The sequence below is a fragment of the Acetobacter aceti NBRC 14818 genome, assembly GCF_000193495.2.
Classification (GTDB): Bacteria; Pseudomonadota; Alphaproteobacteria; order Acetobacterales; family Acetobacteraceae; genus Acetobacter; species Acetobacter aceti.
In genome coordinates this window covers 1,728,239-1,751,843 of the sequence record NZ_AP023410.1, presented here as the reverse complement: position 1 = coordinate 1,751,843, position 23,605 = coordinate 1,728,239, and the positions used below count along the sequence as shown (strand labels likewise).

The 23,605-nt window shown below is 56.6% G+C and carries 18 protein-coding genes and 1 other annotated feature; of the genes, 10 read left to right on the top strand and 8 right to left on the bottom strand.

Annotated elements, in window-relative coordinates; genetic code table 11:
* The first annotated feature begins 111 nt into the window (after positions 1–111).
* Positions 112–2,043 carry a Hint domain-containing protein gene (locus EMQ_RS07900; protein WP_010667604.1) on the top strand — a complete coding sequence of 644 codons (1,932 nt, stop codon included), beginning with the start codon at positions 112–114 and terminating at the stop codon, positions 2,041–2,043.
* Positions 2,040–4,052: a glycosyltransferase gene (locus tag EMQ_RS07895; RefSeq protein ID WP_132012103.1), complete on the top strand. Its 2,013-nt coding sequence runs from the start codon at positions 2,040–2,042 to the stop codon at positions 4,050–4,052. Before EMQ_RS07900 ends, EMQ_RS07895 begins: the two co-directional genes overlap by 4 nt.
* A 164-nt stretch (positions 4,053–4,216) precedes the next feature.
* Here EMQ_RS07895 and EMQ_RS07890 read toward each other — a convergent pair whose 3' ends face one another.
* Both EMQ_RS07890 and EMQ_RS07885 read right to left on the bottom strand, forming a co-directional pair.
* Positions 4,217–4,654: a hypothetical protein gene (locus EMQ_RS07890; RefSeq protein WP_010668051.1), complete on the bottom strand. Its 438-nt coding sequence runs from the start codon at positions 4,652–4,654 to the stop codon at positions 4,217–4,219.
* A gap of 102 nt (positions 4,655–4,756) precedes the next feature.
* Positions 4,757–5,647 carry a 4-(cytidine 5'-diphospho)-2-C-methyl-D-erythritol kinase gene (locus EMQ_RS07885; protein ID WP_018308202.1) on the bottom strand — a complete coding sequence of 297 codons (891 nt, stop codon included), beginning with the start codon at positions 5,645–5,647 and terminating at the stop codon, positions 4,757–4,759.
* Positions 5,648–5,886: 239 nt separating this feature from the next.
* Between EMQ_RS07885 and EMQ_RS07880 the strand changes: the two genes are divergently transcribed.
* Together EMQ_RS07880 and EMQ_RS07875 are read left to right on the top strand one after the other, a co-directional pair.
* Positions 5,887–7,749, top strand: coding sequence for an N-acyl-D-amino-acid deacylase family protein (locus EMQ_RS07880; protein WP_018308203.1), 1,863 nt, complete (start codon positions 5,887–5,889; stop codon positions 7,747–7,749).
* 205 nt (positions 7,750–7,954) lie between these two features.
* A complete protein-coding gene (locus tag EMQ_RS07875; protein WP_010668516.1) occupies positions 7,955–8,458 on the top strand; it encodes a hypothetical protein in 504 nt (167 codons plus the stop codon).
* A gap of 51 nt (positions 8,459–8,509) precedes the next feature.
* Here the strand turns inward: EMQ_RS07875 and EMQ_RS07870 are convergent, their stop codons facing one another.
* Positions 8,510–8,986 (bottom strand): alpha/beta hydrolase, encoded by a 477-nt coding sequence (locus EMQ_RS07870; RefSeq protein ID WP_231368054.1) that lies wholly within the window; start codon positions 8,984–8,986, stop codon positions 8,510–8,512.
* A 71-nt stretch (positions 8,987–9,057) separates the two neighbouring features.
* Here EMQ_RS07870 and EMQ_RS07865 point away from each other — a divergent pair.
* A protein-coding gene (locus EMQ_RS07865; protein WP_132012128.1) for an IS3 family transposase occupies positions 9,058–10,268 on the top strand; the annotation gives its coding sequence in 2 pieces (ribosomal slippage) (positions 9,058–9,343 and positions 9,343–10,268; 1,212 coding nt in all).
* Positions 9,336–9,452 (top strand) — a sequence feature (AL1L pseudoknot). It overlaps the preceding gene by 117 nt.
* Here the strand turns inward: EMQ_RS07865 and EMQ_RS07860 are convergent.
* The 4 genes from EMQ_RS07860 to EMQ_RS07845 form a co-directional block, all read right to left on the bottom strand.
* Complete coding sequence (locus EMQ_RS07860) at positions 10,257–10,805, bottom strand: alpha/beta hydrolase (RefSeq protein ID WP_018308205.1); 549 nt, start codon at positions 10,803–10,805, stop codon at positions 10,257–10,259. The genes EMQ_RS07865 and EMQ_RS07860 overlap by 12 nt on opposite strands.
* Before the next feature lie 470 nt (positions 10,806–11,275).
* Positions 11,276–12,742, bottom strand: coding sequence for a glycosyltransferase family 2 protein (locus EMQ_RS07855; protein ID WP_018308206.1), 1,467 nt, complete (start codon positions 12,740–12,742; stop codon positions 11,276–11,278).
* A gap of 48 nt (positions 12,743–12,790) precedes the next feature.
* Entirely contained in the window at positions 12,791–14,077 is a 1,287-nt protein-coding gene (locus tag EMQ_RS07850; RefSeq protein WP_010669222.1) for a tetratricopeptide repeat protein, read from the bottom strand.
* 103 nt (positions 14,078–14,180) lie between these two features.
* The gene (locus EMQ_RS07845) at positions 14,181–15,296 is read right to left on the bottom strand and encodes a COX15/CtaA family protein (RefSeq protein ID WP_018308207.1); all 1,116 of its coding nucleotides are present in this window, start codon (positions 15,294–15,296) and stop codon (positions 14,181–14,183) included.
* Between EMQ_RS07845 and EMQ_RS07840 the strand changes: the two genes are divergently transcribed.
* Positions 15,295–16,131 carry a TVP38/TMEM64 family protein gene (locus tag EMQ_RS07840; protein ID WP_010668943.1) on the top strand — a complete coding sequence of 279 codons (837 nt, stop codon included), beginning with the start codon at positions 15,295–15,297 and terminating at the stop codon, positions 16,129–16,131. The two genes, EMQ_RS07845 and EMQ_RS07840, sit on opposite strands and share 2 nt — an antisense overlap.
* A gap of 96 nt (positions 16,132–16,227) precedes the next feature.
* On the opposite strand, the gene EMQ_RS07835 is transcribed toward EMQ_RS07840, so the two are convergent.
* On the bottom strand, positions 16,228–16,380 hold the full coding sequence (locus EMQ_RS07835) for a hypothetical protein (protein WP_010668942.1): 153 nt from the start codon (positions 16,378–16,380) through the stop codon (positions 16,228–16,230).
* A gap of 56 nt (positions 16,381–16,436) precedes the next feature.
* On the opposite strand from EMQ_RS07835, the gene EMQ_RS07830 reads away from it, so the two are divergent.
* The 4 genes from EMQ_RS07830 to EMQ_RS07815 all read left to right on the top strand — a co-directional run bounded on the left by EMQ_RS07830 (position 16,437) and on the right by EMQ_RS07815 (position 23,416).
* Positions 16,437–17,720, top strand: a complete 1,284-nt coding sequence (locus tag EMQ_RS07830; protein ID WP_018308208.1) for a multidrug effflux MFS transporter — start codon at positions 16,437–16,439, stop codon at positions 17,718–17,720.
* A gap of 223 nt (positions 17,721–17,943) precedes the next feature.
* Positions 17,944–20,181 carry an ATP-binding protein gene (locus tag EMQ_RS07825; protein WP_018308209.1) on the top strand — a complete coding sequence of 746 codons (2,238 nt, stop codon included), beginning with the start codon at positions 17,944–17,946 and terminating at the stop codon, positions 20,179–20,181.
* 184 nt (positions 20,182–20,365) lie between these two features.
* Entirely contained in the window at positions 20,366–20,890 is a 525-nt protein-coding gene (locus tag EMQ_RS07820) for an adenine phosphoribosyltransferase (RefSeq protein WP_026200146.1), read from the top strand.
* Positions 20,891–21,217: 327 nt separating this feature from the next.
* Positions 21,218–23,416 carry an FUSC family protein gene (locus EMQ_RS07815; RefSeq protein WP_231367971.1) on the top strand — a complete coding sequence of 733 codons (2,199 nt, stop codon included), beginning with the start codon at positions 21,218–21,220 and terminating at the stop codon, positions 23,414–23,416.
* The last annotated feature ends 189 nt before the right edge of the window (positions 23,417–23,605 follow it).

Sequence of the window (23,605 nt, the reverse complement as noted above, 5' to 3'; positions counted from 1 at the left end):
TTATTTTTGATGGGACGCCTTTGTGTTAATATGTAACTAAATATTAGCGTCCATGTCCTTTTGTTAACAGTTCGGCTGTGGGCGCATCAGACAGATTTGAGGAATGTCCTGATGTCGCTCGTAACAAATGGCGGTTATGTTTCTGGCACAACCACAAGTTCCGGGGATGTGACGAGTGGGCCGGTCGTCTATTCGGACGGCGGCACAGGAACCGCTGTCGAGACAGTGGTCAGCAGCGGTGGAACGCTGACATCGGCTATGCTCAGGCCGGGTGATGTGGTGACCGTGGAAGCTGGCGGAGCCTCCTATTTTACATCGGCTGTGGACGTGACGGGGTGGGGTGGGGCTTCCCCCACACTTTTTCAGAGTTCGCAGGAGAATGTTTACGGCCTGAGCACAGACGGCATATTTTCCGGTTACATCAGTGCGGCTGGTGACAGCAATTACTTTACGTGCTCTGTTGAGCAGGATGTTTACGCCGGAGGCGAGGCCTACGGAGCAAGCTTTACAACGCAGTATCTTCCTGGAGCACCCACCGAGCTGGTGGTGGCACCCGCCGAGCAGGTAATTGACTCTGGTGGCCTCGCCCGAAACACTCTGGTGGGCTACATGGCGGAGCAGAATATTTCCAGCGGAGGCGTTGCTATTGGCGCAACGGTCAGCGGTGGCTTGCAGCTCGTTGAGCCGGGTGGTGTGGCGCGTGACACGACGCTGGATGGTCTGTCTTTCCAGCAGCTCTCTGGTGCGGGAGCAGTTGCCTACAATACGACTGTCAATCGTGATGCACTGGTGGAGGTTTTTAACGGAGCCGCTGTTGTTGATGTGAAAGTCAACGACGGTGCTTGGATCAACGTTTCCTCTGGCGGAACGGTGAGTGACGCTGATATTGGCTCCGGCGGTGTCCTGAGTGCTGGCCGCGGCGCGACGCTGACGGACATCACGCTTGAGAACGGCGGCAGGCTGGACGTATCGAAAGACACGCTGTTCACGGACCGTCTCGTGTTCAATGGCGGCACGATCGACATCACCGACCTGACGGGCACCGGCACGCCGGACTACACGTTCAGCGGTGACAACAGGCTGACCATCACGCAGGGCGGAGTCAGCGAGACCATCCTGTTCGACGGCGTCTATGACCCCACGAAACTTCTGGTTACGACCGACACTGACGGCAGCACGCTGATCGACTACGGCACGCCCGCGCCGTGCTACTGCCCCGGCACGCTGATCGCCACGGCACAGGGTGAAACTCCGGTCGAGGCGCTGGCAATCGGTGATCTGGTCCGCACGGCGTCCGGCGCGCTGCGTCCCATCCGCTGGATCGGCCGCCGCGCCTATGACGGCGTGTTCGCCCGCGGCAATCCGGACCTGATCCCCGTGACCTTCGAGGCAGGATCTCTGGGCAACAGCCTGCCGACACGGGCGCTGACGGTCTCGCCACTGCACGCCATGTTCGTGGAGGGCTACCTGATCCCGGCGCACTGTCTCGTGAACGGCGGCTCCATCCATTTCGACAGCATCGGCGAGCGTGTGGACTACATCCACATCGAGCTTGAAAGCCACGATCTGCTGCTGGCCGAGGGTGCTCCGTCCGAGAGCTTCGTCGATGACGGCTCACGCGGCATGTTCCACAACGCAGGCACGTTTGCGGAACTGTATCCGGAGGCCGAGACGGTCGAGGCGGTCTATTGCGCGCCGCGTCTGGAAGACGGCACGGTTCTGGAGCATATCCGCGACCGCCTGTCGGCCCATACCGGCAGCACTGTGCGGATGGGCCTGCTGGCGTCCGACAGGGAGCGTCAGCTGACCGGCTGGGCTGTCGATCTGCTGACGCCGTCCGAGCCTGTGGCGCTGGAAGTGCTGCTGGACGGACGTGTGATTGGCATGACGCTGGCCGATGGTCCGAGCGGCGTGGTGGGCAACGGCGCTGCGGCCTATGGCTTCACGTTCGGTCTGCCGCGTGGCGTCACGACCGCCAGTGGCACATTCTCGCTGTGGGCCATGTCGTCCGTAAAAGCAGCAGCCCGAGCCAGCCCCGCATGACCGGTCCGCTCTATCGCGCCTTCCTCGATCGCGCGGACCGGTATGTGAGCGAGGGATGGGCGAGGAATGAGACGGATCCGTTTACGCCCGTCCCGCTCACCGTTTTCCGTGACGGCGTGCAGGTGGCGGAACTGGCCGCTGAAAGCTGGCGCGAAGATCTTGTGGAGCCCGGCCATAGCGACGGTTACTGCGCCTTTCGCCATGTCTGGTTGCCGCCGCTACCGGAAAACGATTTTTCACGACTCGAAGTGAGGTTGCCCAACGGGGAACAGATCAACGGCTCCCCTGTTTTCGTGCCCGCACCGACAGACGAGCAGACCGCGCTTGGGGTGCGGGGTGCGATCGACATTTTCGATCACGAGCGTATCGCCGGATGGATACGCGATGAAGACCGGCCAGAGCGTGCGGTTGGGGTGGCTATTCTGCTCGACGGTCAGGAAGTCGCCTTTCTGAAAGCCAACAGTTTCCGTCGTGATCTTCGTGATCTGGGTCTGGGAAGCGGGCGATACGGTTTCGAGTTTCTGTTTACGTCTCCGCCGGACCCGCTCACGGCGCATACTGTCGAAATCCGCCCTGATACAGGCGCACCTTTTCCGGAAGGCGCAAAAGTCCTGCCAGCGGCGGAGGGTTTTTTCGATCAGGCCATGATGAACCTTGCCAGTCGCGAGATTGGCGGGTTGCGCGATGTGGAGAAGATCCGCACGGCTGCCGACTTTCTGGCGTCCTGTCTGGAGACTCTCAGGAAAAAGGATGCGGAAGGCACGCTGGGGCTGGCGTCCCGACGTGAAATCCGTCGCCTGCGTCGTCAGGAGGGTAATCGTGCCGTCACGGTGCAGCGTCAGGTGCTGGTGATTGACGACCAGATCCCTGATGTGCGGCGCGATGCGGCATCGGTCGCGCTGCTGTCGCACATGAAAGCCCTGCAGGCGGCGGGTCTGAAAGTGTTTTTCACGCCAAGTCTTATTTCCGGCTGTCGTGAAGATGTTCTCGCTTCGCTGGCAGAGCAGGGGATTACAGTCCTCAGACCGCCTCTATGGGAGTCAGTCGAGGCCATTCTCCGGCAGGCGGGCGAGGCGTTTGATCTGATCTATCTGCATCGGCTCGGCAATGCGTCGGCCTATCTGGAGCTGGCGCGGCGTCTCTGCCCGATGGCGCGGCGTCTCTGCCCGATGGCGCGGCGTCTCTGCCCGATGGCGCGGATCATCTGGTCTGTGGCGGACATCGACAGTCTCCGTCTGCGGCGGCAGGCGCAGGTCGAACAGCGGCCCGAGTTGACCATTCTTGCTGCTCAGAGCGAAGCGCGGGAACGCATGGTCACCTGGCGCTCCAATGTGGTGATCACCCATTCAGATGAGGAGACGGCGCGGATCAGGGAAGGCGTGCCGTCTTGCGCCGCCGTCACCGTGCGCTGGGCGGTTCCTGTCGGAAAGACCGTGTATCGACCGGCGAAGCGGGACAGGATCGTTTTTCTCGGCCACTTCGGGCATGCTCCTAATCGGGACGCCGTACGCTGGCTGGCGACGGAGATTGTGCCCGCCCTGCGACGCCTGAATCCGGCGCTGGAGATCACCGTTTTCGGCTCGGGCATGACGGCCGAAACCCTATCTTTCGCCTGTGATGGTCTGACATTTGCGGGCTATGCGCCAGAGATCGGCACTGTTTTTGCGCAGGCGCGCCTGATGGTAGCGCCTTTACGTTTTGGTGCAGGCATCAAGGGCAAGATTCTGGAAAGCTGGTCGCATGGCGTGCCGGTCCTGATGACGCCGATGGCAGCAGAAGGTCTGCCGCTTCTGGCTGGTCAGCGTTCCTGTGTGGTGCCCGCGGAAACAGCGGCGTTTGTTGCCGGTGTTGCGGCCTTATGGGCCGATGAAGAGGCGCTGAAACAGCAGTCTGCTCTGGGGCGGAAACTGCTCAGAACATCTTTTTTGGAAAAGTCGGTGGAGGCCGAAATGGCGCAGGCCCTGTCAGCCGCTTTTGTTGAAAAAGGGATGAAGAGCGAGAGCCTGTAAGCAGACGTTTTTGATGAAGCTTTTTGCAAAAAGCTTCAAATCAGTCGTCTCTCAAAAGGCGCTTTTGGGGGCGGTGTTTTGCAGGGTTTTGGCCCGACCTTCACAAAGGGACTCTGTCCCTTTGTGAAGGTCTATGTTTCAGAACAAAAGGAGGAGATGACCCGTCAGTTGGCCGGTCCGGATGCTTTCAGTGTCGCGGCATTGAGCTGCTGATGTAAGGATAGCCCTTTCGCAACCTTGGCCGCATCGGTGGGGGTCATGGCAAGGCCGATAGGGCCGTAGGCAGGGTGCTGGAAGGCGAGAATGGAGCCCTGTGACTCCGGATCAAGCTGGAGCGCCCAGTTGGTGCGACGGACAGGTGTGAAGGAAACGCCTTCGATGGGGGGAATATCCGTGCCGATCATGGCCTGATGCACAGCGCCCAGTCCTGTGATCAGATCGGCAACCTGAGCCGCATTCAGGTCCAGCACGATCTTCTTGCGTCCTGACGTGATGGTCAGGGTCGCCTGTTTGAAGTCCTCGGACGCCGAGATATGAACATGAGGATCCCTGACGCGTTCCGCAGGAGCCGATGTGTCCGGGAGAGTCGGTTTCTTGCTCATTCTTCCGTCAGGCTTTCCTGCTGATCGAGGCAACCTGAAACCGATATTTCAGGTGTCTCTCCTGCATTATAAAGCCATTCGCTTCCTGAGAGAAATGCTCTTTCAGGCTGGCGACTGATCGGAAGCAGGCAGAACTGCCCCGGCCCAGACCCACCAGTCATTCTGCTGTTCCTGTCTGAGCCGCCTTGCGGCTGCCTCTGCGTCCTCAGCCGTATCGAACAGGCCGAAGCAGGTTGCGCCGGAGCCGCTCATCCGGTTGAGCAGGCAGCCCGGCAGAGCGCCGATGGCGTCCAGAACAATGCTGATGGAAGGGCAGAGCGTGCAGGCTGGTGGTTCAAGATCATTGCTGAGGCGCTGAAGATCGTCCGTCATGGCGGCGGCAGTCGGCCATGCAGCGGGTAGAATGGCGTCTTCGGAAAAGGCGGCGTTGCGTGCCTTGAAAATGGCAGGGGTGGAAACAGCCTCACCACAGTTTACAAGCAGTATTCCGCAGGGTGGGAGAGCGGGCGCGGGATCAAGCTGCTCGCCGATGCCGCGCATCAGGGTTGGCTTCTGGAGCAGACAGACAGGCACATCCGCCCCCAGTTGCTCCGCGATCGCCAGAAGACGCGCTTCCGGCGTGCCGAGAGCCAGAAGACGATCCACAAGGCGGAGTGTGGCGGCCGCGTCAGCTGATCCACCGCCGATGCCGGACGCAACCGGCAGATTTTTCTCAAGGATGAGGCGACCGGTGAGCGGCGTGTCCATTCCTTGGGTCAGCAGGCGGGCCGCCCGTATAACAAGATTGTCGTCCGAGGCTTCCGATGCGAGTTTTTGGCCAAAAGGTCCGGTCAGTTCCAGTGATAGCGGTGCTTCAGAGGCTTCATGGGTGAGGCGGTCCGCAGCTCCCGCAAACACAACAAGGCTGTCGAGCAGGTGGTAGCCATCTGGCCGTTTGCCCGTGACATGCAGGTAGAGATTGATCTTCGCATGGGCTGTTTCTGTGAGACTCACGGGTTCATCCGGCTGTTGTGGGATCGGCCTGTACGGGTTTAGCGCAGCTTGGCAAATGGTGCGAGGTATGAACGGATTGATGCTGCCATGAACCGGTTTCGGGTTGGAACGGTGTAGAAAACGGAATTATCGCCCTTATGTAGCATCCTGGTTCGGTAGAATGGTATTGCTACATGCAGGGATTGACGTATGGGAGTCAGCCGGTTTCAGTCTTGGGGAGCGATGAGCTGGAGGCCGGATTGTCTGAGACCGTGTATAGAAACGCCACCCTGTTTGATGGGCTTGGGGGTGCGCCTGTCCAGTCCGATGTCCTCATACGGGATGGTATAATCGCTGCTATCGGAAAAACCCTTCCCGTGTCGGAAGAGGCTGTGGAAATCAATTGCCACGGTCTCTGGCTGTTGCCGGGTATGCTGGATATTCACACTCATCTGGATCTGGAAGTGGAACTGACGCCGGGCCTGCCGGAGGTCGTTCGGCACGGTACGACCACGGTTGTGATTGGTAACTGCTCGATCGGCGTGAGTTATGGCAACCAGCGGCGCAATGGCGAGGATCCTATCGTGGACTGCTTCGCCCGGGTGGAAAATATCCCCCGTGCCGTGCTGGAAAAGGTGGCGGAACACTGTACCTGGGATAGCTCCAGCTCATATCTGGACCATCTTAAGGCCATGCCGCTTGGTGTGAATGTCGCACCTCTGCTGCCACATTCCATGGTGCGGATTGAGGTGATGGGGCTGAAAGGCTCGGTTTCCCGCAAGCCAACGGCTATAGAATTGCGGCAGATGGAAAAGCTGGTGGAAACGGCCATGCAGGAGGGATATGTCGGCCTGTCCACCGATGCGTTGCCCTTCCATTTTCTTGCCAACGCCCCCCACAAGAAAAACAGAATCCCAACTCAGTATGCTGAATTTTCCGAACTGAAGCGCCTGCTGTCAGTTGTCCGTCGTTTTGGGAGAGTATGGCAGGCCACGCCGCCGAAAGATGATATTGTTGACGCAGTCAGGACATTCCTGCTGACCAGCCGGCGTCTTTACGGACGTGCGCTGAAAGCATCCGTTCTGGCGGCTCTTGATCTGCGCACCAATCAGTTGGCTTACAGGCTTTGTCTGATGCTGGCCCGTATTCTCAATTCAAAAATTGTTGGCGGTCATTTTCATTTTCAGGCTCTGTCAGGACCGTTCCGGATATGGAGTGACGGCGCTATCAATCCGGTCGCGGACGAACTGCCTGAACTCAGGGCGCTGAATGAACTGGAGCTGGATGACCGGGAAGGACGGTTGCGGATTCTGAATGATCCACAGTGGGAAAAGGCTTTTTGCCGGATGTGGATGAAGGGCAGAAAAGGATTTTCCTTCGCCCGGCTACAGCGGTGGCTGCGTCTTGATCCTATTGTTCTGAGCCGTTCTCTGGCCGACATGAATGTCGTGGAATGTCCTCTGCCACTCTGGTGTGGCAAGACCTTGAAAGAACCCTATCGTCGCCTGAAACTATGGCGGGCTTCCGGAGGGCGCTACGGAGCAGAGAACGCTGCCGAGGAAGCGTTGTTTCGGAAAGTGCCGGGCTCTGCAAAAAACGATGCCCAGTTTCTGTTGTTCCTGCTGCGTGAATGGGATACGGCCCTGCGCTGGGAGACGGCCATTGCGAATAATGACCCCGATATCCTTCGATATCTCCTGTTCCATCCCATGACCTTGCCGGGTTTCAATGACAGCGGAGCGCATCTTGCCAATATCGCCTTTTACGATGGTAACCTGCGTACCCTGAAAATCTCGCAGGAAGAGGGGTTAACCCGTGTCGCCGAAAGCATCATGCGTCTGACTTCCGTTCCGGCTGAGTTTTTCGGACTGGATGTGGGAGTTATCCGTGTTGGGGCCAAAGCTGATCTCTGTGTCGTTGATCCGGAAGCTCTCCGGGTGTGGGACCCGGAACAGACCTGTGAATTGCAGGAACGGTCTGAACTCGGCTGTCGGGCTATGGTCAACCGTCCGGTTGGCGTGGTGCGAGAGGTGATGGTGTCAGGACGGCGGGCCTGGATGGAAGGCAAGTATGCCGACGATCTTGGCAGGACATCTTACGGCACAGTCCTTCGGGCCCGCTGACAAGAACAGTGTGTCATCGGGAGTGTTTCTGGCAACGGAGCCTGTAATCGGGCTTTTTAAGCGTTTTCCCGTGTTTGGCATGGCTGTTTTCAGAGTGGATACTGACAGGATGTTTCTTGGTCTGTAAGCTATGTGCAGTTTATGCCATGCTGTGCGGGAAGATGTGTTCTGCGGTGACATGATAAGAGGATTGAAAGGGCATTCGATGAAGTGGCTTGGCGTTTTGGCGGGCGCTCTTGTGATGAGCATCGCTGTTCCGGCGCATGCCGAGGATTACGTCCGGCTGGTCAGAAAGGCGAAGGTTCTGACTTTCAAGGATGCGAAACCGGTTCCGGTCTCCAGTTCAGAAAGGTTGCGGAGTGTGGCCAATCTGGAACTGCAGGACGGAAAGTACATCGATGACTGCAATCATCCTGTAACACCTCGCAGTATTCCTCTGGATCTCGGAAAAACATTGCCGGATGTGCGCGCTGTTTTTGTTCAGGACAGCGCCTGCTATGGGGCTGGTGAGAGCAGTCTGACGATCCTTGATGGCAATGATCGGGTGATCTGGCAGGATAACGCGACAAGTGTTGCTGTTCTGTCTTCTGCGAATGGCAAGGTGAGTGATCTTGCTTTTCAGGAAACGGCTCCGACTTTTTCTGTATGGCGCTGGAACGCGAGTGGCCACGTTTACGAGATGCTTGAGAATGTCGAGTTACCGGACTGATGGTCTGTTCAGTCTGCCGGAACGCGGCAGACATCTGAAACTTGCCTGATATCAGGAAAGAAAACCTCTCTGCCGCATCCATTCATGTGCCAGTTCCGGCCAGACGGTGGTGTCCGTGCCGGGACGCCCCATACCAAAGCCATGTCCTCCATGCCTGAAAAGGTATCTGACCACGTCAACATTGTTGTCCTGACACGCTTTTTCAAGAATGGCCGTGTTCTCGGCGTTGGCGATGCGGTCGTCCGCCGCCTGCACGAGAAAAAAGGGTGGATCGCCGGGTCTGACATATGTTTGCATTGACCAGTCGATACTTTCCTGTTCGGTGGGATGATCGCCGATCAGCATCCGTCGTGTGTTCGTCTGCTGATAGGGTGGTTCCAGAGTGACAACAGGGTAGGCCAGCAGGCTGAAAGCGAGTGTAGTGGGCACACTGTCGTAGAGGTCCATCGGACGATAGGTTTGCCATTCCGGCCGGATCGCACAGGTTCCCATCAGGTGACCGCCGGCGGAAAAACCGAGCGCGCCAATCCTTGATTGGTCGATTCTGAATTGCCCCGGGTTTTGTGGAGACAGAACGACCCGTGAGGTAAGAAGAATTCATGAGCAACAAATCGAAGCGTTTTCCGCCTGAATTTCGCGAGCGTGCAGCCCGCATGGTTCTGGAGGAAGAGAAGAACCATCCATCACGTTGGTCCGCAGTGATGATGATAGCGCCAAAGCTGGATATTCATCCTGACACGCTGTCAAAATGGACCCGTCTGCATGAGCGGGCCAATGCGCCTGCGGTGAGTGACCTGCCTGATCGAGAGAAGATCAGGCAACTGGAGCGAGAGAACCGCGAATTGCGGCAGGCCAATGAAATCCTGCGCAAGGCATCAGCATATTTTGCCCAGGCGGAGCTCGACCGCATCTTCAGACCATGACACGCTTCATTGAGGAGCATCGGCAGACATATGGTGTCGGGTCAATCTGCAGGGTTCTGTCGATTGCACCATCTGCCTATTACGCTTATCGGGCGAGACAGAAAAATCCCTGTGTGCGCAGCCAGAAAGATAAAGAGCTCTGTCATGAAATCCGCAGGATCTGGAACGATAATTTCTGCGTCTACGGAGTGCGCAAGGTCTGGCATCAGCTCAGACGTGAAGGTCTGGATGTCGCTCGCTGCACGGTAGAGCGGCTGATGCACCGGATGGGACTGAAAGGTGTCATGCGTGGCAAGGGGGTCAGAACCACACGGCCCGATCCGGCACGGCCCTGTCCACAGGATCTGGTACAGCGACAGTTTCATGCACCAGCCCCCAATAGACTCTGGGTTTCGGATTTTACTTACGTTTCCACCTGGCAGGGCTTTGTGTATGTGGCCTTCATCATTGATGTCTTTGCCCGGGTTATTGTGGGCTGGCGCGTCTCGTCCACTGCCCATACCGACTTCGTGCTGGATGCCCTTGAGCAGGCTCTGTGCCAGAGGCGGCCTGAGGGAAAAGTGACCCACCATTCCGACCGCGGATGTCAATATGTGTCCATTCGCTACACGCAAAGACTGGCTGAAGCGGGCCTTGTTGCTTCTGTCGGAAGCGTTGGGGATTCCTATGATAACGCTTTGGCGGAGACCATTAACGGACTTTATAAAACCGAACTCATCTATCGACAGGGGCCATGGAAAAACAGGGACGCTGTTGAGCTAGCAACACTGAAATGGGTCGACTGGTTCAATAATCGGCGGCTCCTGTCCTCCATTGGAAACATCCCGCCAGCAGAAGCCGAAGCACGTTTTTATGCGCAACAGAAATCACATGCATTAGCCGCTTAAATCAGATAAAAAACGTCTCCACAAAACCCGGGGCAATTCAATTCCGAAGGTCCTTGCATGACCTCGTACAAGGCGGATTGCACGCTGGGCGTCCTGAAAAGGAGCCATCCGGCCATCTTTCCAGTGTTCTCCGGGAAGTCTGTAGAGAAGGACAAAAGCGATAATGCCGAGAGAGGTCAGCCAGCGGGCAGGCAGAATGCCTTCTTTTCCGATCTGAATATAACGGTAACCTCCGCCTCCAGCCACGATAACGGCTGCTCCGTTAGGACGGTCTGGACGATGAATACTCAGTATGGGTGTTGCGATGTTGGTCAGCGCCCCGTGGGATGAGAGTCTGGGCTCTCCCTGTGGGCCGCCGCCGTCGGGAGGCGTTCCGTTCCACAGGGGAATATGCAGATCACCATCAGGCAGGGCTTCTTCTGGATATGCTGTCTTGCCTGTGTGGAAATCATAGGAAGGTGGAGCGCATCGGCTTAACAACGGAGCCGTCAACGTGGCTGCCGCATTCAGCGTGAAAAGCCTGCGTTTCAACAACATATATTCAGACCCTTAGCATTTCTGAAGATAGTTGTTCATGGAGTTTTTCTGGCAGTCAAATAAGTTGATTGTGTGGCGCCTATGTAAAGAACATGAAAATCCGGACTGCTGCCATCAAATGATTTTATTTGTCATTTCAGTGCTCTGGTTTTGTTGAGAACCAATATCCGCGGCTTTCAATGGAGTGCTGGATTGCGGGATAATATGGCGTGAAGCCGAAGGACATCTCTCTGGAATAACTTTACCAGAATATGTCTGGATATGAAAAAATCTGTCTTTAAAGAACGCGATTACACAAGACTGAAAAGCATAGCATCCAATGCCAATATTGCCGATTTTGGAAGAAAATAGCATCAGTTAAAGTGATTTGAACTGATGCCATAAGGCCAATAGCCTGCAGTGAAACGTGGTCGGAGCACCTTCAGAGAAGATAGCTTTTTCCTGTCCAGATGCCTGAAGCATGAATTGCCTCAGGTATAAGGGATAAGATTACGCATGCAGCTTTTTAAAGTGAATATGTCAGTATCCATGACGGAAGCAAGACATACACAAAAATCATAAACGGACATTGTATCTATGTTGTTACGCAGAATATGAATGAAATCATCAATGCTGATTTCGTTGTTTATGCTGACAGATGAATAGGGAACTTTCCCATTATAATCGATCTTCTTCAGTGTATACTTCTCCCAATCCAGTATTTTTTTTGCAGAGAAGCTTGCTTCCAGGTTGTCACAATGACTGGGAGGAGATGTCAGATAATTGTATTCGTAGGGATTACGTATTGCGACATGACCATCACCCGTATCTTCAACAGCGACACAGAAAGATGCCAGACCGCCTGTGTCATTTGATAGAATTATGCTCTCACATGACTTTTGAAAGAAGCTATAAAAATTATTGTTCCCTTTGAGTTTGCAAAGATAAATTCTCTCGCCGGGTTCGCTCGAAATCCTGCCGGACTGATTTAAGTTCAGGAAATCACCATTTATATTCCTGATTTCAAAAACATCCACATCCTTTGCGTGTTCAGTCCTGTAAACTATATGATCAGAAAGGGAGATCACCTTATAGTTTTTGTAAGGAAATACGCATGCATATTTAAGAGCGTTGAAAAATCGTGCTCTATTGATCTTATACATGATGCTTCGTGCGCTTTCGGAAAAAGAAAGTGGCGCAAAATCATCTGCATCGTTAACGTTGAAATGATCCCAGTAGCCTATGGAATCTGACAGATCTGAATTGACCCGTCTTTTTATGCGCGAAACGTAGTGCTCCATGCTTCTGCATATAAAATGCATTACCTTCGCATGTTCCCAGTTTACTTTTTTTGTGGCGCCTCTCCATTCAACGACATTACCATTTTCATCAAGGTAATGATTTTCGTTGACATTTAATTTGTGTGGGTTTGAATAGTCCAAGGATACTTTTTCAGGACGAACAAAGCTTTTTACCAGTCCGAAGCCATCAGCATCGGGTGGATTAATATTGTATTTTGTGAATTGATCAACGGTAAGTTTATTGTTAGCTATAACTTTGTCGTTGCTGCCATATACACACCAGCTGATAGCTATTCCATAAGCTTTTTCGAATTTTTTCTGGGAGAAATAATCCACTACATTGGGGAAATTATTTATGTACAGATATTCGTCTCCGTCCAGAAAACCTAGCCAGTCATAAATACCCTTGGCTTGCTTAACAGCACTACTGAAGGACTGTTCTTGCCGAATATAAAAATCTCTTTCTTCTTTTATATTTGTTCTGTAACTATCTATGGAATATATCTGTTTAGCTGCCTGGATGACTTCCCATGTGCCATCATCGGAATGATCATCAAATATATACAAATGGTCTATGCCAATAGCAAAATGCCAGGCAATCCATCCGGTAATATCGTGTATTTCATTTTTCACGAATAGCGCGCAGGCAACTTTCATATTAATTCCTTTGTTTTTGAAACAATAAAACACACATTGGATTGAAAACTATTTCTCGCTGGCTATACGTTCTATTTCGTGGAGTATTGCGGATGTAACGCGTGAGTCAAATGCCAGTCCACGATCCATTGTATAGTCAGTGATTTCGTTCCAAGTGTAATCAACCGGGAATGGAATATGAATATAGGTTATGTTTGAGTAATCAGGGTGAGCAACAGGCTCTCGTGTGAGATTGAGGACAAGAAGTCTGGATGATTTCTCAATCAGAACCGGATTCATGTCTTCCATAAACTTAGGAAGATCACATTCTCCAACCATACCGAAGACAAGGAGTGCATGTCCTTTATTGAAGCGCCTGTTAAATGAATCAATCTTGCGTTTTATAAGACTGTGAAACGCAGCCTGGTCATCACCGATGATCGTCCGCCCACGCTCATGAGCGAAATAGACCCCGGAAGGTTTGTGGAACATCTGCGGAACACCGGATGGGTCAATGCCCTGATAATAATTCTCGGGCTGCAGATAGCTGGAAAAATTGCTTTTGATGGCGTCAGCAGCTGAATTGCGGCTAAAGGCGCCGAGATCAAATATCGTTATGTCAGCATCGCCTGCATAATCAATGAGTCCCCAGCGATTGGCGATTGTGTAAGGCAGGCAGTTCTGGCCAAGCGAGAGAACACTCACTTTCTCTTTCTGGGCGTTCAGAAGAGTATGGTAATTCAACGCTGACATGGCCAGCGCACGCAGGTTTCTGTAATCCACCCCTTCAATGACGGAAGACCCGTCCTCGATCGTTGAAAGCAGGCGATCACAGAGTTCTATCTGGCGCTTGTAATCTCCCAAAGCTTCCAGCGCGTAATAAACAGCTGCGCCGCATTTACCGTCAACAAAAAACAGTTCCCAATATTGGGTGATAATCTTGTTCAGGTAAGAGAAATTTTTGGTTTCCACCAAAGACAAAAATTCGGTGACCAGAGGAAGAAAGTGTATGTTACTGAAAGGATTGTGTTTCCTGAGCATCAACTCGCGGCGCCTTAAAGACTCATTCCAGTCAGCGCGGACGTCGGGACAACGTACCCACTGCAGGATGAAACCGACGTCGTTTGGAAAAAGCTTTATAAAATCATCAGCGCACTGGTCTGCTTCAGCATCCATACGCGCTCTTCTCAGGGCTGAATAATATTGCCACCACAATCCGGCATCATCAGGGAAATTCTTGACCAGTATGGCAAAGACCTCGCACGCCTCTTCGTAATCGCCATCCTCCATGAACGACATGGCCTTGTTGAAAACGGCGGGTTTTTCTTCCTCTTTTAACTCAGTATTCACACTCATTCTTGCGGCCTTTGCGTTTAAATCTTTCGAAACGACATTATAGAAATTAGTGTCCAGACAAAACCAGCATCACACTATGGAGAAACACTTTCTCTCTCATATCTCAGGAGCGTCCTCTTCTGGCGCCACGCAGTGTGTGCATCGCGAAAACGCCAACACCCAGAAGAATGGCGGCGAACGTCTGGTGAATAGTGCCCGCCCAGACCGGGACGACGAGCAGCAATGTTGTAACCCCCAGAGCGTACTGGATCAGCACGGCCCATCCAAGTAACGCCACAGCAGCATGAGCGCGGGTGGTCAGCTTCGTTTTCATGCCCGTCAGAACCGTCAGGCCGATGGTCAGCGCCGTGACGGTCGCCAGAAGACGGTGATCAAACTGCACGGCCGGAATATTGGCGATCCAGTTGTACCAGAACGGGCTCAACTTCGCGTAGCCTTCCGGGATCAGATGACCGTCCATCAGTGGAAACGTGTTGAAAACAAATCCCGCATGTGTGCCGGCAGTAAAGCCACCGGCCACGATCGTCAGGCCAACCAGACCGAGGGCTGCGTGCAGGAATGTACGGGTGCGGCGTGCGCCCGCCATATCCGGCAGGACTTCCGGCTCCGGGAAACGCACAGAGAGCGCTGTCCACAGGATGGCGACATAGAGAAGGAGCGCCATGCCAAGGTGCAGAACAAGTCTTACCGGCTCGACCGCCGTGCTGTCAGGGCGGAAACCGGACGCCACCATGAACCAGCCGATCGCGCCCTGAAGTCCACCCAGCACGAAGAAAACCAGAAGACGGATGACCAGCCCGCGGGTCAGAGCTTTCCGGAAAGCGAAGAACGCCAGCCCGCCGAGCAGGTTGATGCCCATGAGCCGCCCCCAGAAGCGGTGGATCCACTCGAGCCAGAAGATCTGCTGGAATCCGGCCAGTCCAAACCCGTCATGCAGGATCTTGTACTGCGGGATGCCCTGATAAAGAGCGAACTCATGCTCCCACTGCGCATGGGTGAGGGGTGGGATGATACCCGTCAGGGGACGCCACTCCATGATCGACAGACCTGAGCCGGTCAGACGGGTCGCGCCACCGAGGGCGATCATGCCAAGCAGCATGACGCAGATGCTCAACAGCCAGTTGGAAACATGGCGGCGATCACGCAGCCTCATGCCGTCACCGGCCTGTGTGGCGTCGATGGAGGAGGAGGCTGAGGCGGGAGAGGGCGTATTGGACATGGCGTCGGTTTACCCCGCTCTTGCAACCGTGAGCAAGGAGGTGTTACCGCGCGCCATGAGCGAAAGTCCCATGTCAGATCCGACAGAACAGCACGAGGGACAGATCCTGCAGGGACAGGCGCATGTTTCCGGGGATCAGGCCACCCCATCCGCACTTTCGCTCCTGCGTCCCGCTATCATGCTCATCGTTCTTGTGGGCGGCGCGATTGCGTTGCGGGAAATCCCCGCGCTCCATGATCTTCTCAACGATACAGCGCATCTCCGTCAGGGTGCTGCCGGTCGTTTCTGGTTCTGCCTCGCCGGAACGCTCTGGTGCCTCTTCGGCCTGCCCCGCCAGATCCTGTGTTTCGCGGCCGGTGTGGCGTACGGTCTGGCTGAAGGAACGGCCCTCGCCACATTGAGCACTGTCGCAGGCGCAGTGCTGTGCTGGGCATGGGCGCGGTGGGGGGCGCATCACTGGGCGAGAGAAACCCTGGCCCGCAGAAAGCGCCAGGGAAAAGGAGGCGTTCTCATGCGTTACGGCGAACGAGTCGCCGGAATGCTTGATCGCCATCCGTTCGAGACCATTGTCACGCTGCGTCTTCTGCCTGTTGGATCGTCCCTTCTTCTCAACCTGTTTGCCGGGCTCTCCGCTGTCGCCCTGCTGCCTTTCACGGCTGCGACGCTGGTCGGCAGTCTTCCGCAGAGCATCATCTTTGTGCTGTTGGGGTCAGGCGCACAGTTCGGAGGTTGGGGACGCACTCTTGTCGCCGTCGTACTTTTCGGTGTGTCAGGCGTTATGGGATATCGGCTGCTCAAACGCATCACCAGAAACCAGCAGACTGAACTTTCCTGACGACACATCAGCCATGAGATGATGATGGACGTGAAATCCGGATCAATCCGTTACTGTTTCCCAGCCAGTCAGCAGCAAGAGTGTTGTGCTCAGGATTCATAATGAGCAGGCGACGCCAGAAAAACTCACATTGCCCTCTTGCGGAGAAGCAAAGCCGGACGCTAGGAGCACCAGAACGTCCAAAAAATATTTTGACGTGGTTTGTAGGATCAAGGTCGCCGTCATGTTCTTCGTGAAGGCTGCCGTCATGAAATCCTCATCTTTTTCGCCCTTACATCACCAGATCACAACATCCGGGAAATGGCATGGCCGCTAACGCCCAGCCTCAGCAGCCTTCAGCGCGACACACTTATGAAGCCCGACCGACGACGCCCTGGTGGCTGCCGGTTCTGCTCGGCTTTCTGACGGCTGTCGGCCCCATCTCGACGGACATCTATCTGCCCGCCTTCCCGTCGATGGTGCACTCGCTGCATACGAGCCTGTCTTCGGTGCAGATGACGTTGTCCATCTGGTTCATCGGACTGGCCATTGGGCAGCTCACCGTCGGCCCACTGTCCGACCGCTTCGGGCGTCGGATGCCGCTGATCGTCGGGAATGTCATCTTTGCTATCAGCTCCGCTATCTGCGCTGCTGCGCCGGATATTCTGACATTCAGCATCGCCCGCTTCATCGCCTCGATCGGAGCGTCCGCCAGTCTGGTCATTCCGACCGCCTGCGTCCGTGATCTGGTGCCGGATCAGCGGGAAGGGGCGCGCATGATGTCCAAGCTTGTGATGGTCATGGGCGTAGTGCCGATTCTGGCTCCGATGCTTGGCGGCATTGTTGTGACCTTCGTGTCATGGCGTGTGATCTTCTGGGCGTCCGCAGCCTATGGTCTCCTGTGCGTGCTGCTGGTTCTGCGCATGCTGCCGGAAACGCTGGCGCCTGATCTCCGCCTGCGCCTGCCACCCATCACGCTCATGACGCGTTACGTCATGCTCCTGCGTCATCGCGCCTTTCTTTCGCATGCGCTGATTGCAGGGTTTTCGACCTTTCTGTCATTCAGCTATCTGACGGCGGCCTCACCCGTCTTCATCAACGGGTTCCATTTCACGCCGTTCCAGTTCTCGATGCTGTTTGGTCTGTTCGCCGTGTTCATGATCGGCGCGTCACAGGTCAACGGCGCTCTGGTCAGCCGTTTCGATCCGCACAGGCTTCTGTCCGTCGCCATCTGCATGTCTCTTGTCGGCAGTCTGCTGCTGGCGGCGATTGCGTTGTGGCTCAATACCCATCCCACACCTCAGCACGGCCTGTCGCTGACAGTGATCCTCGTCATTCTGGCAATGCTGCTGACACTCAGCCCTACGGGTGTGATCTATCCGAATGCTACAATGGGGGCGCTGGCTGATCAGGCCCGTGTCGCCGGTACGGCGTCCGCGCTGGCGGGCACGATGCAGTATGTGTTCGGCGCTATTGCTGGTGTGCTTGTCGGACTGCTTTCGGCACTGCCGTTTTCCGGCTCCGACACGCCCCTGCCGATGGCCATCGGGATGGTGATGGGGGCGATCGCCATGCTGTTCTGCCTCCCCATGCGTCCACCTGTCCGGTAAGGCCTGAGGCAGGGTCTCTGTCCCTGTCCCTGTGAGTGGCAGCGAAGCAGCGTTCAGTTTCGAAGCGACAGGTCCCCTTTCGGGGTTGCAGATCATGCTGAAGGCGGAATAATGGCGTGAAAAAGCTGTCTGTCGTCTGCATCGTCTGTATACAGTAAGGCTTGACGCACGGTGCGGCGTGGCGGTGCCATGCTATTTGCGCCAACATCTGACGGGATAAAAGATGGCTCGCCATCCTGCCAAACGGGCCCATGTTCTTGCGCTTCTGGGTGCCGCGCTGCTGATTGTGACGTTCGGAACCCTGGCCATGCAGCTGGGCAATGAAATGGCGCGGCATGGCCAGATGGACCGTCAGAGCGCCAGCGCCGACCAGATTCTTCGCTCACTGGACAGGGAAGTGGAGCAGGCCCGCATCTGCCGTTTCGCCTGGCTCGCTTCACATGATGAGACGCAGCGGCAGTGCTTTAATGACGCGCTCGCTCAGATCAATGTCATCAGAGGCGATTTCCCCTCGGTGGAGCAGGTGCAGGAACGTCTGAACCGCATCCGTCCCGCGAGTCTCGACCAGTTGAAAGCCTCTCTGGACACGATAGCGAACTGGCAGACGTCTGATGACGCCATCCTTAACCGTCCGGCAACCGACACCGCCCTCTCCGGGATCGACGAAGCGCTCATCAGCCTGAGCAGCGTTGACACGGCCCGTCGTGAAGGGCGTCTTGCCGATATGCTCCGCAACACCAGCTGGCAGAAACGGCTGGATGCAATCGGGATCATCATCGGTGTGCTGATCATGGTGACAGCCGGATGGATTCCGGATCGGACATCCTTGGCGGCTGCACGCGCCGAGGCGCGGAGTCGCAATCTCGCCCTCCAGCTTCGGGCCGTGCTGGACAGTCTGGCCATCGGCGTCGCCGTCTTCGGCACTGACGGGCAGCTGCGTCACTGGAACGACCGGCTCGGCTCCATCCTCGGGCTTGACGAAGGGTTTCTCCGGCAGGGACTGCCGTATGGAGATCTCAGCGCAGCCCTTGTCGTTGATGGTCAGCCTCTTCTCGAGCCCTTTACACATGTCGAACAGGCCTTTCTTCGGGGACAGTCCGCACCGCCGGTGGTGGTCGAGTGCAAGGGGATTAACGGCGCGGATCTGGAACTCTGCCGGACCCTGTTCTTTGCCTCGGACGATGGTCTGCATGCGGAAGACCGCCGCGGGTTCGTGCTAACCGCCAACGACATCACCCTTCGTTTGCGCAGTGAGCGCGCTCTGGGTGAATCGCAGAAACTGCGCGCCGTGGGGCAGCTGACAGCCGGGATCGCCCATGATTTCAAGAATCTCCTGACCGTCATTCTGGGCAATATCGAACTGGCCACGGAAGCCAGTGAAGTTTCCGACAGCGAACGACGGCAGCACTGTCTCGACGCCGCGGCTCATGCGGCCCGACGCTCGGAGGCCCTGACGGGACAGCTGCTGTCCTTTACCCGACGGGACAGACCGGCTCCGGATACTGTCGCGCTGGCTGACATCTTCTCCCTGACCAACGGTCTTCTTGCCCGGGTCATCGGTCCCCGCATCACCGTCGGGTGTGGAAGCGCCAGGGACATATGGCATGTGCAGGTCAATCCGGCCCAGCTTGAAAGCGCGCTGCTCAATCTCGCCATCAATGCCCGCGACGCCATGCCGGGCGGCGGTCAGATCAATATCTGCGCCAGCAACGCGTCCTATCCCACCGCCATCGATCTGCTGACGCTGCCTGTCGAGGACCATCGCGGTCTGCGTGTGTCTTCCGAGCCCACGCCGCTGCCTGCGGGCGCCTGGGTGCGGGTGGATGTCACTGACAATGGCTGTGGTATGGGACCGGAAGTGCTCCAGCAGCTGTTTGAACCCTTCTTCACCACGAAGGATGATGGCGAAGGCACCGGGCTGGGCATGGCCATGGTGGTCGATTTCTGTCGGCAGGCCGGAGGGCGGGTCGTCGTGGCCTCGGCGCCCGGTCACGGCACCTGCGTGTCTCTCTGGCTGCCGCGCGCCCTGACCGAGACAGCCCGGACCGCGCCCGATTACACACCAGCACCCTCAAAAACCAACCTCCGTGCCCTTGTTGTGGAGGATGATCCGGCCATTCGTGACATTGTTGCGACCATTCTTGGTCTTGACGGATACCGTGTCACGGAAGCCGCCGATGGAGAAGCCGCGTTCGATCTGGTGGTGGAAGCAGGCAATACTTACGACCTTCTGGTGACGGACATCCAGCTTCCCGGACCGCTCGACGGGTTCCGGCTGGCACGCTTGCTGCGCGAGCGCCTGCCGGAGCTGGGGATTGTCTGCATGTCTGGTGATTTCACTCTGGATGGCCCCCGTCCGGCAGCGGCACTTCCCGTCATTCAGCTTCTGCCAAAGCCTTTCCGGCGGGAGGGATTCCTCAGGACCGTGGCGGCTGCAATGCAGGAACGCATTTCTGCGTAATGCCCCTCATCAGACGGCTCCCGGTTATTCGGTAAAAACGTAGGGGGAGGGAAACAGCCCATGTCACCTTGCGACCCTTTTCCTCACAGAGTAGTGTGCGCCCCGCTTTGTCCGAAGACGCGTCATGCTTCTGGCGTTCCCCTGTCTGAAGACGTTCTCCCGTCAACTCGCATCGGCCCGGTTCATGAACGACATCGACCTCAAGCAGTATATCGCAAGCATTCCTGATTTCCCGAAACCGGGCATTCTCTTCTACGACATTGGTTCCCTGATGCGGAACGCTGACGCCTGGCAGCTGGCGACGGCCCGCATGGCGCATGCCGTTGGTCCGTGGCAGCCCGAGCAACTGGCCGCTATCGAATCCCGCGGCTTTCTGACGGCAGCGCCACTCGCCACACGTCTGGGTACGGGCATCGTCATGCTCCGCAAGCCAGGCAAGCTGCCGGGTGAGACCATCTCTCACAGCTATGATCTCGAATATGGCTCGGACACGCTGCATATTCAGGCAGGCGCCATCAAGCCGGGTCAGCGCGTGGTCGTGACCGATGATATGCTGGCGACAGGCGGTACACTCGCCGCCTCCATCGCCCTGCTGCGCAAGGCCGGTGCGAATGTGGTCGGCGCTTCGGTGATGATGGAACTGACGGCGCTGCGCGGTCGTGAAAAGATCGACGTGCCGGTTCATGCCCTGCTGTCATACGACGACTGATGACCTCTGGCGGCAGGAGAAAACTCTCCCGCCGCCTTAACAGATACACATGGGATAGTCCTACGTTGGCCGAATCTGGTAAAAGATTATTTTGACAGTCAGCAGAAGCCTTTCTTTTCTCCCGGAACCGGATGGTTCTTCAGTATTCGCCGTTTTCATGCGGCCATGTGTGCGCCGCGTCGCCTGCTTGCGGGAAATTGAGTTATTCATTCCGCTGATACGTGCTTGTAAGGATGCTGGTGTAAGCGGTCACAATGACTGTCGGTTCGGGTGGTAACGTGAGGTATGGGCATGAATGATGGGACGATTCCCGGACAGCATCCCCTCATGGCCCGGCTTCATTCTTTTCTGAACAGTTTCGAGGCCAGCTGGTTCGGCTCATGGGTCGGACGGCAGAAATGGCTCTATGCCCCCAGCCTGCTCAATTTCGGCTATGCGCTCCGCACCACCATCGCCTCCCTGATCGCGCTCGGCATCGCCCTGTGGTGGGAACTCGGCAGTCCGCAATGGGCGCCGCTCACTGTCTGGATGATCGCGCAGGGGTCACGCGGCAAGTCTCTTGCCAAGGCCCGCTGGCACATGTTCGGCATGGTCGTCGGGACACTGATCGCCATCACGCTGGTGGCGACCGCTCCCCAGCAGCCGCTGCTCTTCATCCTCCTTCTGTCCGGTTCCATCGGGATGCTGTGCTTTATCGGCACCCTGCTTCCCGGTCCGGCCTCCATGGCCAACTACCGAATGCACGGAATGAGGGCGAGCGGCTTTACCCTCTCGATCATCTCGCTCGACGGCATCACGGACCCCAACCACATCTTTGAAATCTCCATGGCCCGCGCGACCTACATCACGCTCGGCATCGTCTGTGAAACCGTCATCTCCTCCCTGTTCCAGTTCAGACTGACCCAGCGCGCCCGAAACCGGCTGGTCGACAATTATGTGGCGGCGATCAGGCCAACCACAAAGACGCTCGGCGCACTGCTCGGTGGTGACCGCAATGCGCTGCGCACGTCAGCCGAAATGATGGCCACGCTGGCCGGGCTTGGCGACCAGATCGAATTCGCCGAGATCGAGATGGGCAAGCACGGGCGCGAAGGCGATCATGCCCGTGCTGCTTTGTCAGGCGTCGCCGCCCTGTTTTCCCGTGGGCTGGAACTTGCGGCTCTGATGGCCGATCCGGCTTCCTGTGGCGCAAGCTGGGACAAGCTGGCCTCAGACAGCCGCTCCTTTCTGCTGTCTCTGCCCGACCGTCTGACCGATCCGGCCGAATTCAGCGCTGTCATGGCCGAACTGGACACCCTGCGTTCCACGAGCCGGGTGGAGGCGGCCAACTGTCTGGCGCGTGAGATGGACATGGTCACGCATCCTCCCGTAGATGTGGTGGCGGAGACGATCGTGACGCGGGAAGGGCAGGCGGTTCACGTTCTGGGCGACATGCTGGACGAACTGGCGACCTCGCTGCAACAGTTTGAGGACAGTCGCAATCCGATCGCCCACGATCATTTCCATTATCCGATCGAGACCTGGCGAGACTGGCATCAGGCGACCGGCAACAGTCTGCGGGCCAGCGTCTCCATGTTCGTGGCGGGCGTGATCTGGATCACCACGGCATGGCCGCAGGGGCTGTTCTTTCTGATGTTCGTCGGCATCATCAACTCACTCTTCTCGACGCTTGAAACACCTGCTGTCGCCACACGCGCCTTCCTGCACGGCACGGTGATGGTCATAGCGGTCGCCACGTTCATGGTGATGCTCGTCATGCCCGCCATTTCGACCTACGAGATGATGGCGATGTGCTTCATTCCGGTCATGATGGTCGGCGGTCTGGCTTTCTCGAACCCTGCCACCATTCTGGGCGCTGTGGCCTACAACCTGTTCCTCACCATTCTGGTCAGCCCGTACAACGACGAGCGGATGCTGGACGAGATTTCCTTCTTCAACACCGCCATGCCGCTTTTCCTGACCATGGCGTTCTGCATGTGGATGTATCGCGTCTTCCTGCCGCTCGATCCGGATGGCGTGCGCTGGAACATGCGTCTGCAGATCCTTCAGATGCTGCGGGGGCTGGCCCGACGCGCCTATCCGCTGCGCCCGCATGACGTGATCGGGGTCAGCATTGAACGGATGGTCCGGCTGCTCAACACGGTTGGCGGGCGGCGCGGCCCCGTGGTGGACGCCTATCTGCAGGGCGTCCTGTCCGGCATGACCGTGGGGCTTGCGATCCTAAGTCTGCGGGAAGTCATCGCCCGTGGTAACCTGCCAGCTCAGGCAAAGCGGAATGTGCAGGACATGCTGGCGCGGATGGCCCAGTTCACGGGTCGCTATGGCGGACATTATGGTCGGACGGAACACGCCACCGACGCGGCGGTCGCGGCGCTGGTGCGGCTGGAGCAGGGAGAGACCAACCTGTCCCAGCGCGTGGAGATCCTGCGCGCGCTGGCTGATCTGCGTGTCATTGCAGCGGAACTGAAAGAGAACCGCCTGTTTTTCGATGCGTCGAGCCCTTATCTGGACCCGGTGTTTTCATAAGAAAGAACGGTGGAGCCGTTCCGTCTGTCGTCCTTTGCGGTGCATGATGGAATGTAAAAAAATCTGGATGTCAGATTTTTTCAGGAAAATGACCAGAGTAAACGTTTCTCCAAAGAAAATATGCGGAAACTCCTTGATATTTTGAGGTGTGTTCATGAATGTTCGGACACTTGATTACGTCGATGTGTC

Excerpts from the sequence above, each read along its gene's own strand:
- EMQ_RS07900 (WP_010667604.1), top strand. The coding sequence starts at position 112 with ATGTCGCTCGTAACAAATGGCGGTTATGTTTCTGGCACAACCACAAGT.
- EMQ_RS07895 (WP_132012103.1), top strand. The coding sequence starts at position 2,040 with ATGACCGGTCCGCTCTATCGCGCCTTCCTCGATCGCGCGGACCGGTAT.
- EMQ_RS07890 (WP_010668051.1), bottom strand. The coding sequence starts at position 4,654 with ATGAGCAAGAAACCGACTCTCCCGGACACATCGGCTCCTGCGGAACGC.
- EMQ_RS07875 (WP_010668516.1), top strand. The coding sequence starts at position 7,955 with ATGAAGTGGCTTGGCGTTTTGGCGGGCGCTCTTGTGATGAGCATCGCT.
- EMQ_RS07860 (WP_018308205.1), bottom strand. The coding sequence starts at position 10,805 with ATGTTGTTGAAACGCAGGCTTTTCACGCTGAATGCGGCAGCCACGTTG.
- EMQ_RS07855 (WP_018308206.1), bottom strand. The coding sequence starts at position 12,742 with ATGAAAGTTGCCTGCGCGCTATTCGTGAAAAATGAAATACACGATATT.
- EMQ_RS07850 (WP_010669222.1), bottom strand. The coding sequence starts at position 14,077 with ATGAGTGTGAATACTGAGTTAAAAGAGGAAGAAAAACCCGCCGTTTTC.
- EMQ_RS07840 (WP_010668943.1), top strand. The coding sequence starts at position 15,295 with ATGGCGTCGGTTTACCCCGCTCTTGCAACCGTGAGCAAGGAGGTGTTA.
- EMQ_RS07845 (WP_018308207.1), bottom strand. The coding sequence starts at position 15,296 with ATGTCCAATACGCCCTCTCCCGCCTCAGCCTCCTCCTCCATCGACGCC.
- EMQ_RS07835 (WP_010668942.1), bottom strand. The coding sequence starts at position 16,380 with ATGACGGCAGCCTTCACGAAGAACATGACGGCGACCTTGATCCTACAA.
- EMQ_RS07830 (WP_018308208.1), top strand. The coding sequence starts at position 16,437 with ATGGCCGCTAACGCCCAGCCTCAGCAGCCTTCAGCGCGACACACTTAT.
- EMQ_RS07825 (WP_018308209.1), top strand. The coding sequence starts at position 17,944 with ATGGCTCGCCATCCTGCCAAACGGGCCCATGTTCTTGCGCTTCTGGGT.
- EMQ_RS07820 (WP_026200146.1), top strand. The coding sequence starts at position 20,366 with ATGAACGACATCGACCTCAAGCAGTATATCGCAAGCATTCCTGATTTC.
- EMQ_RS07815 (WP_231367971.1), top strand. The coding sequence starts at position 21,218 with ATGGCCCGGCTTCATTCTTTTCTGAACAGTTTCGAGGCCAGCTGGTTC.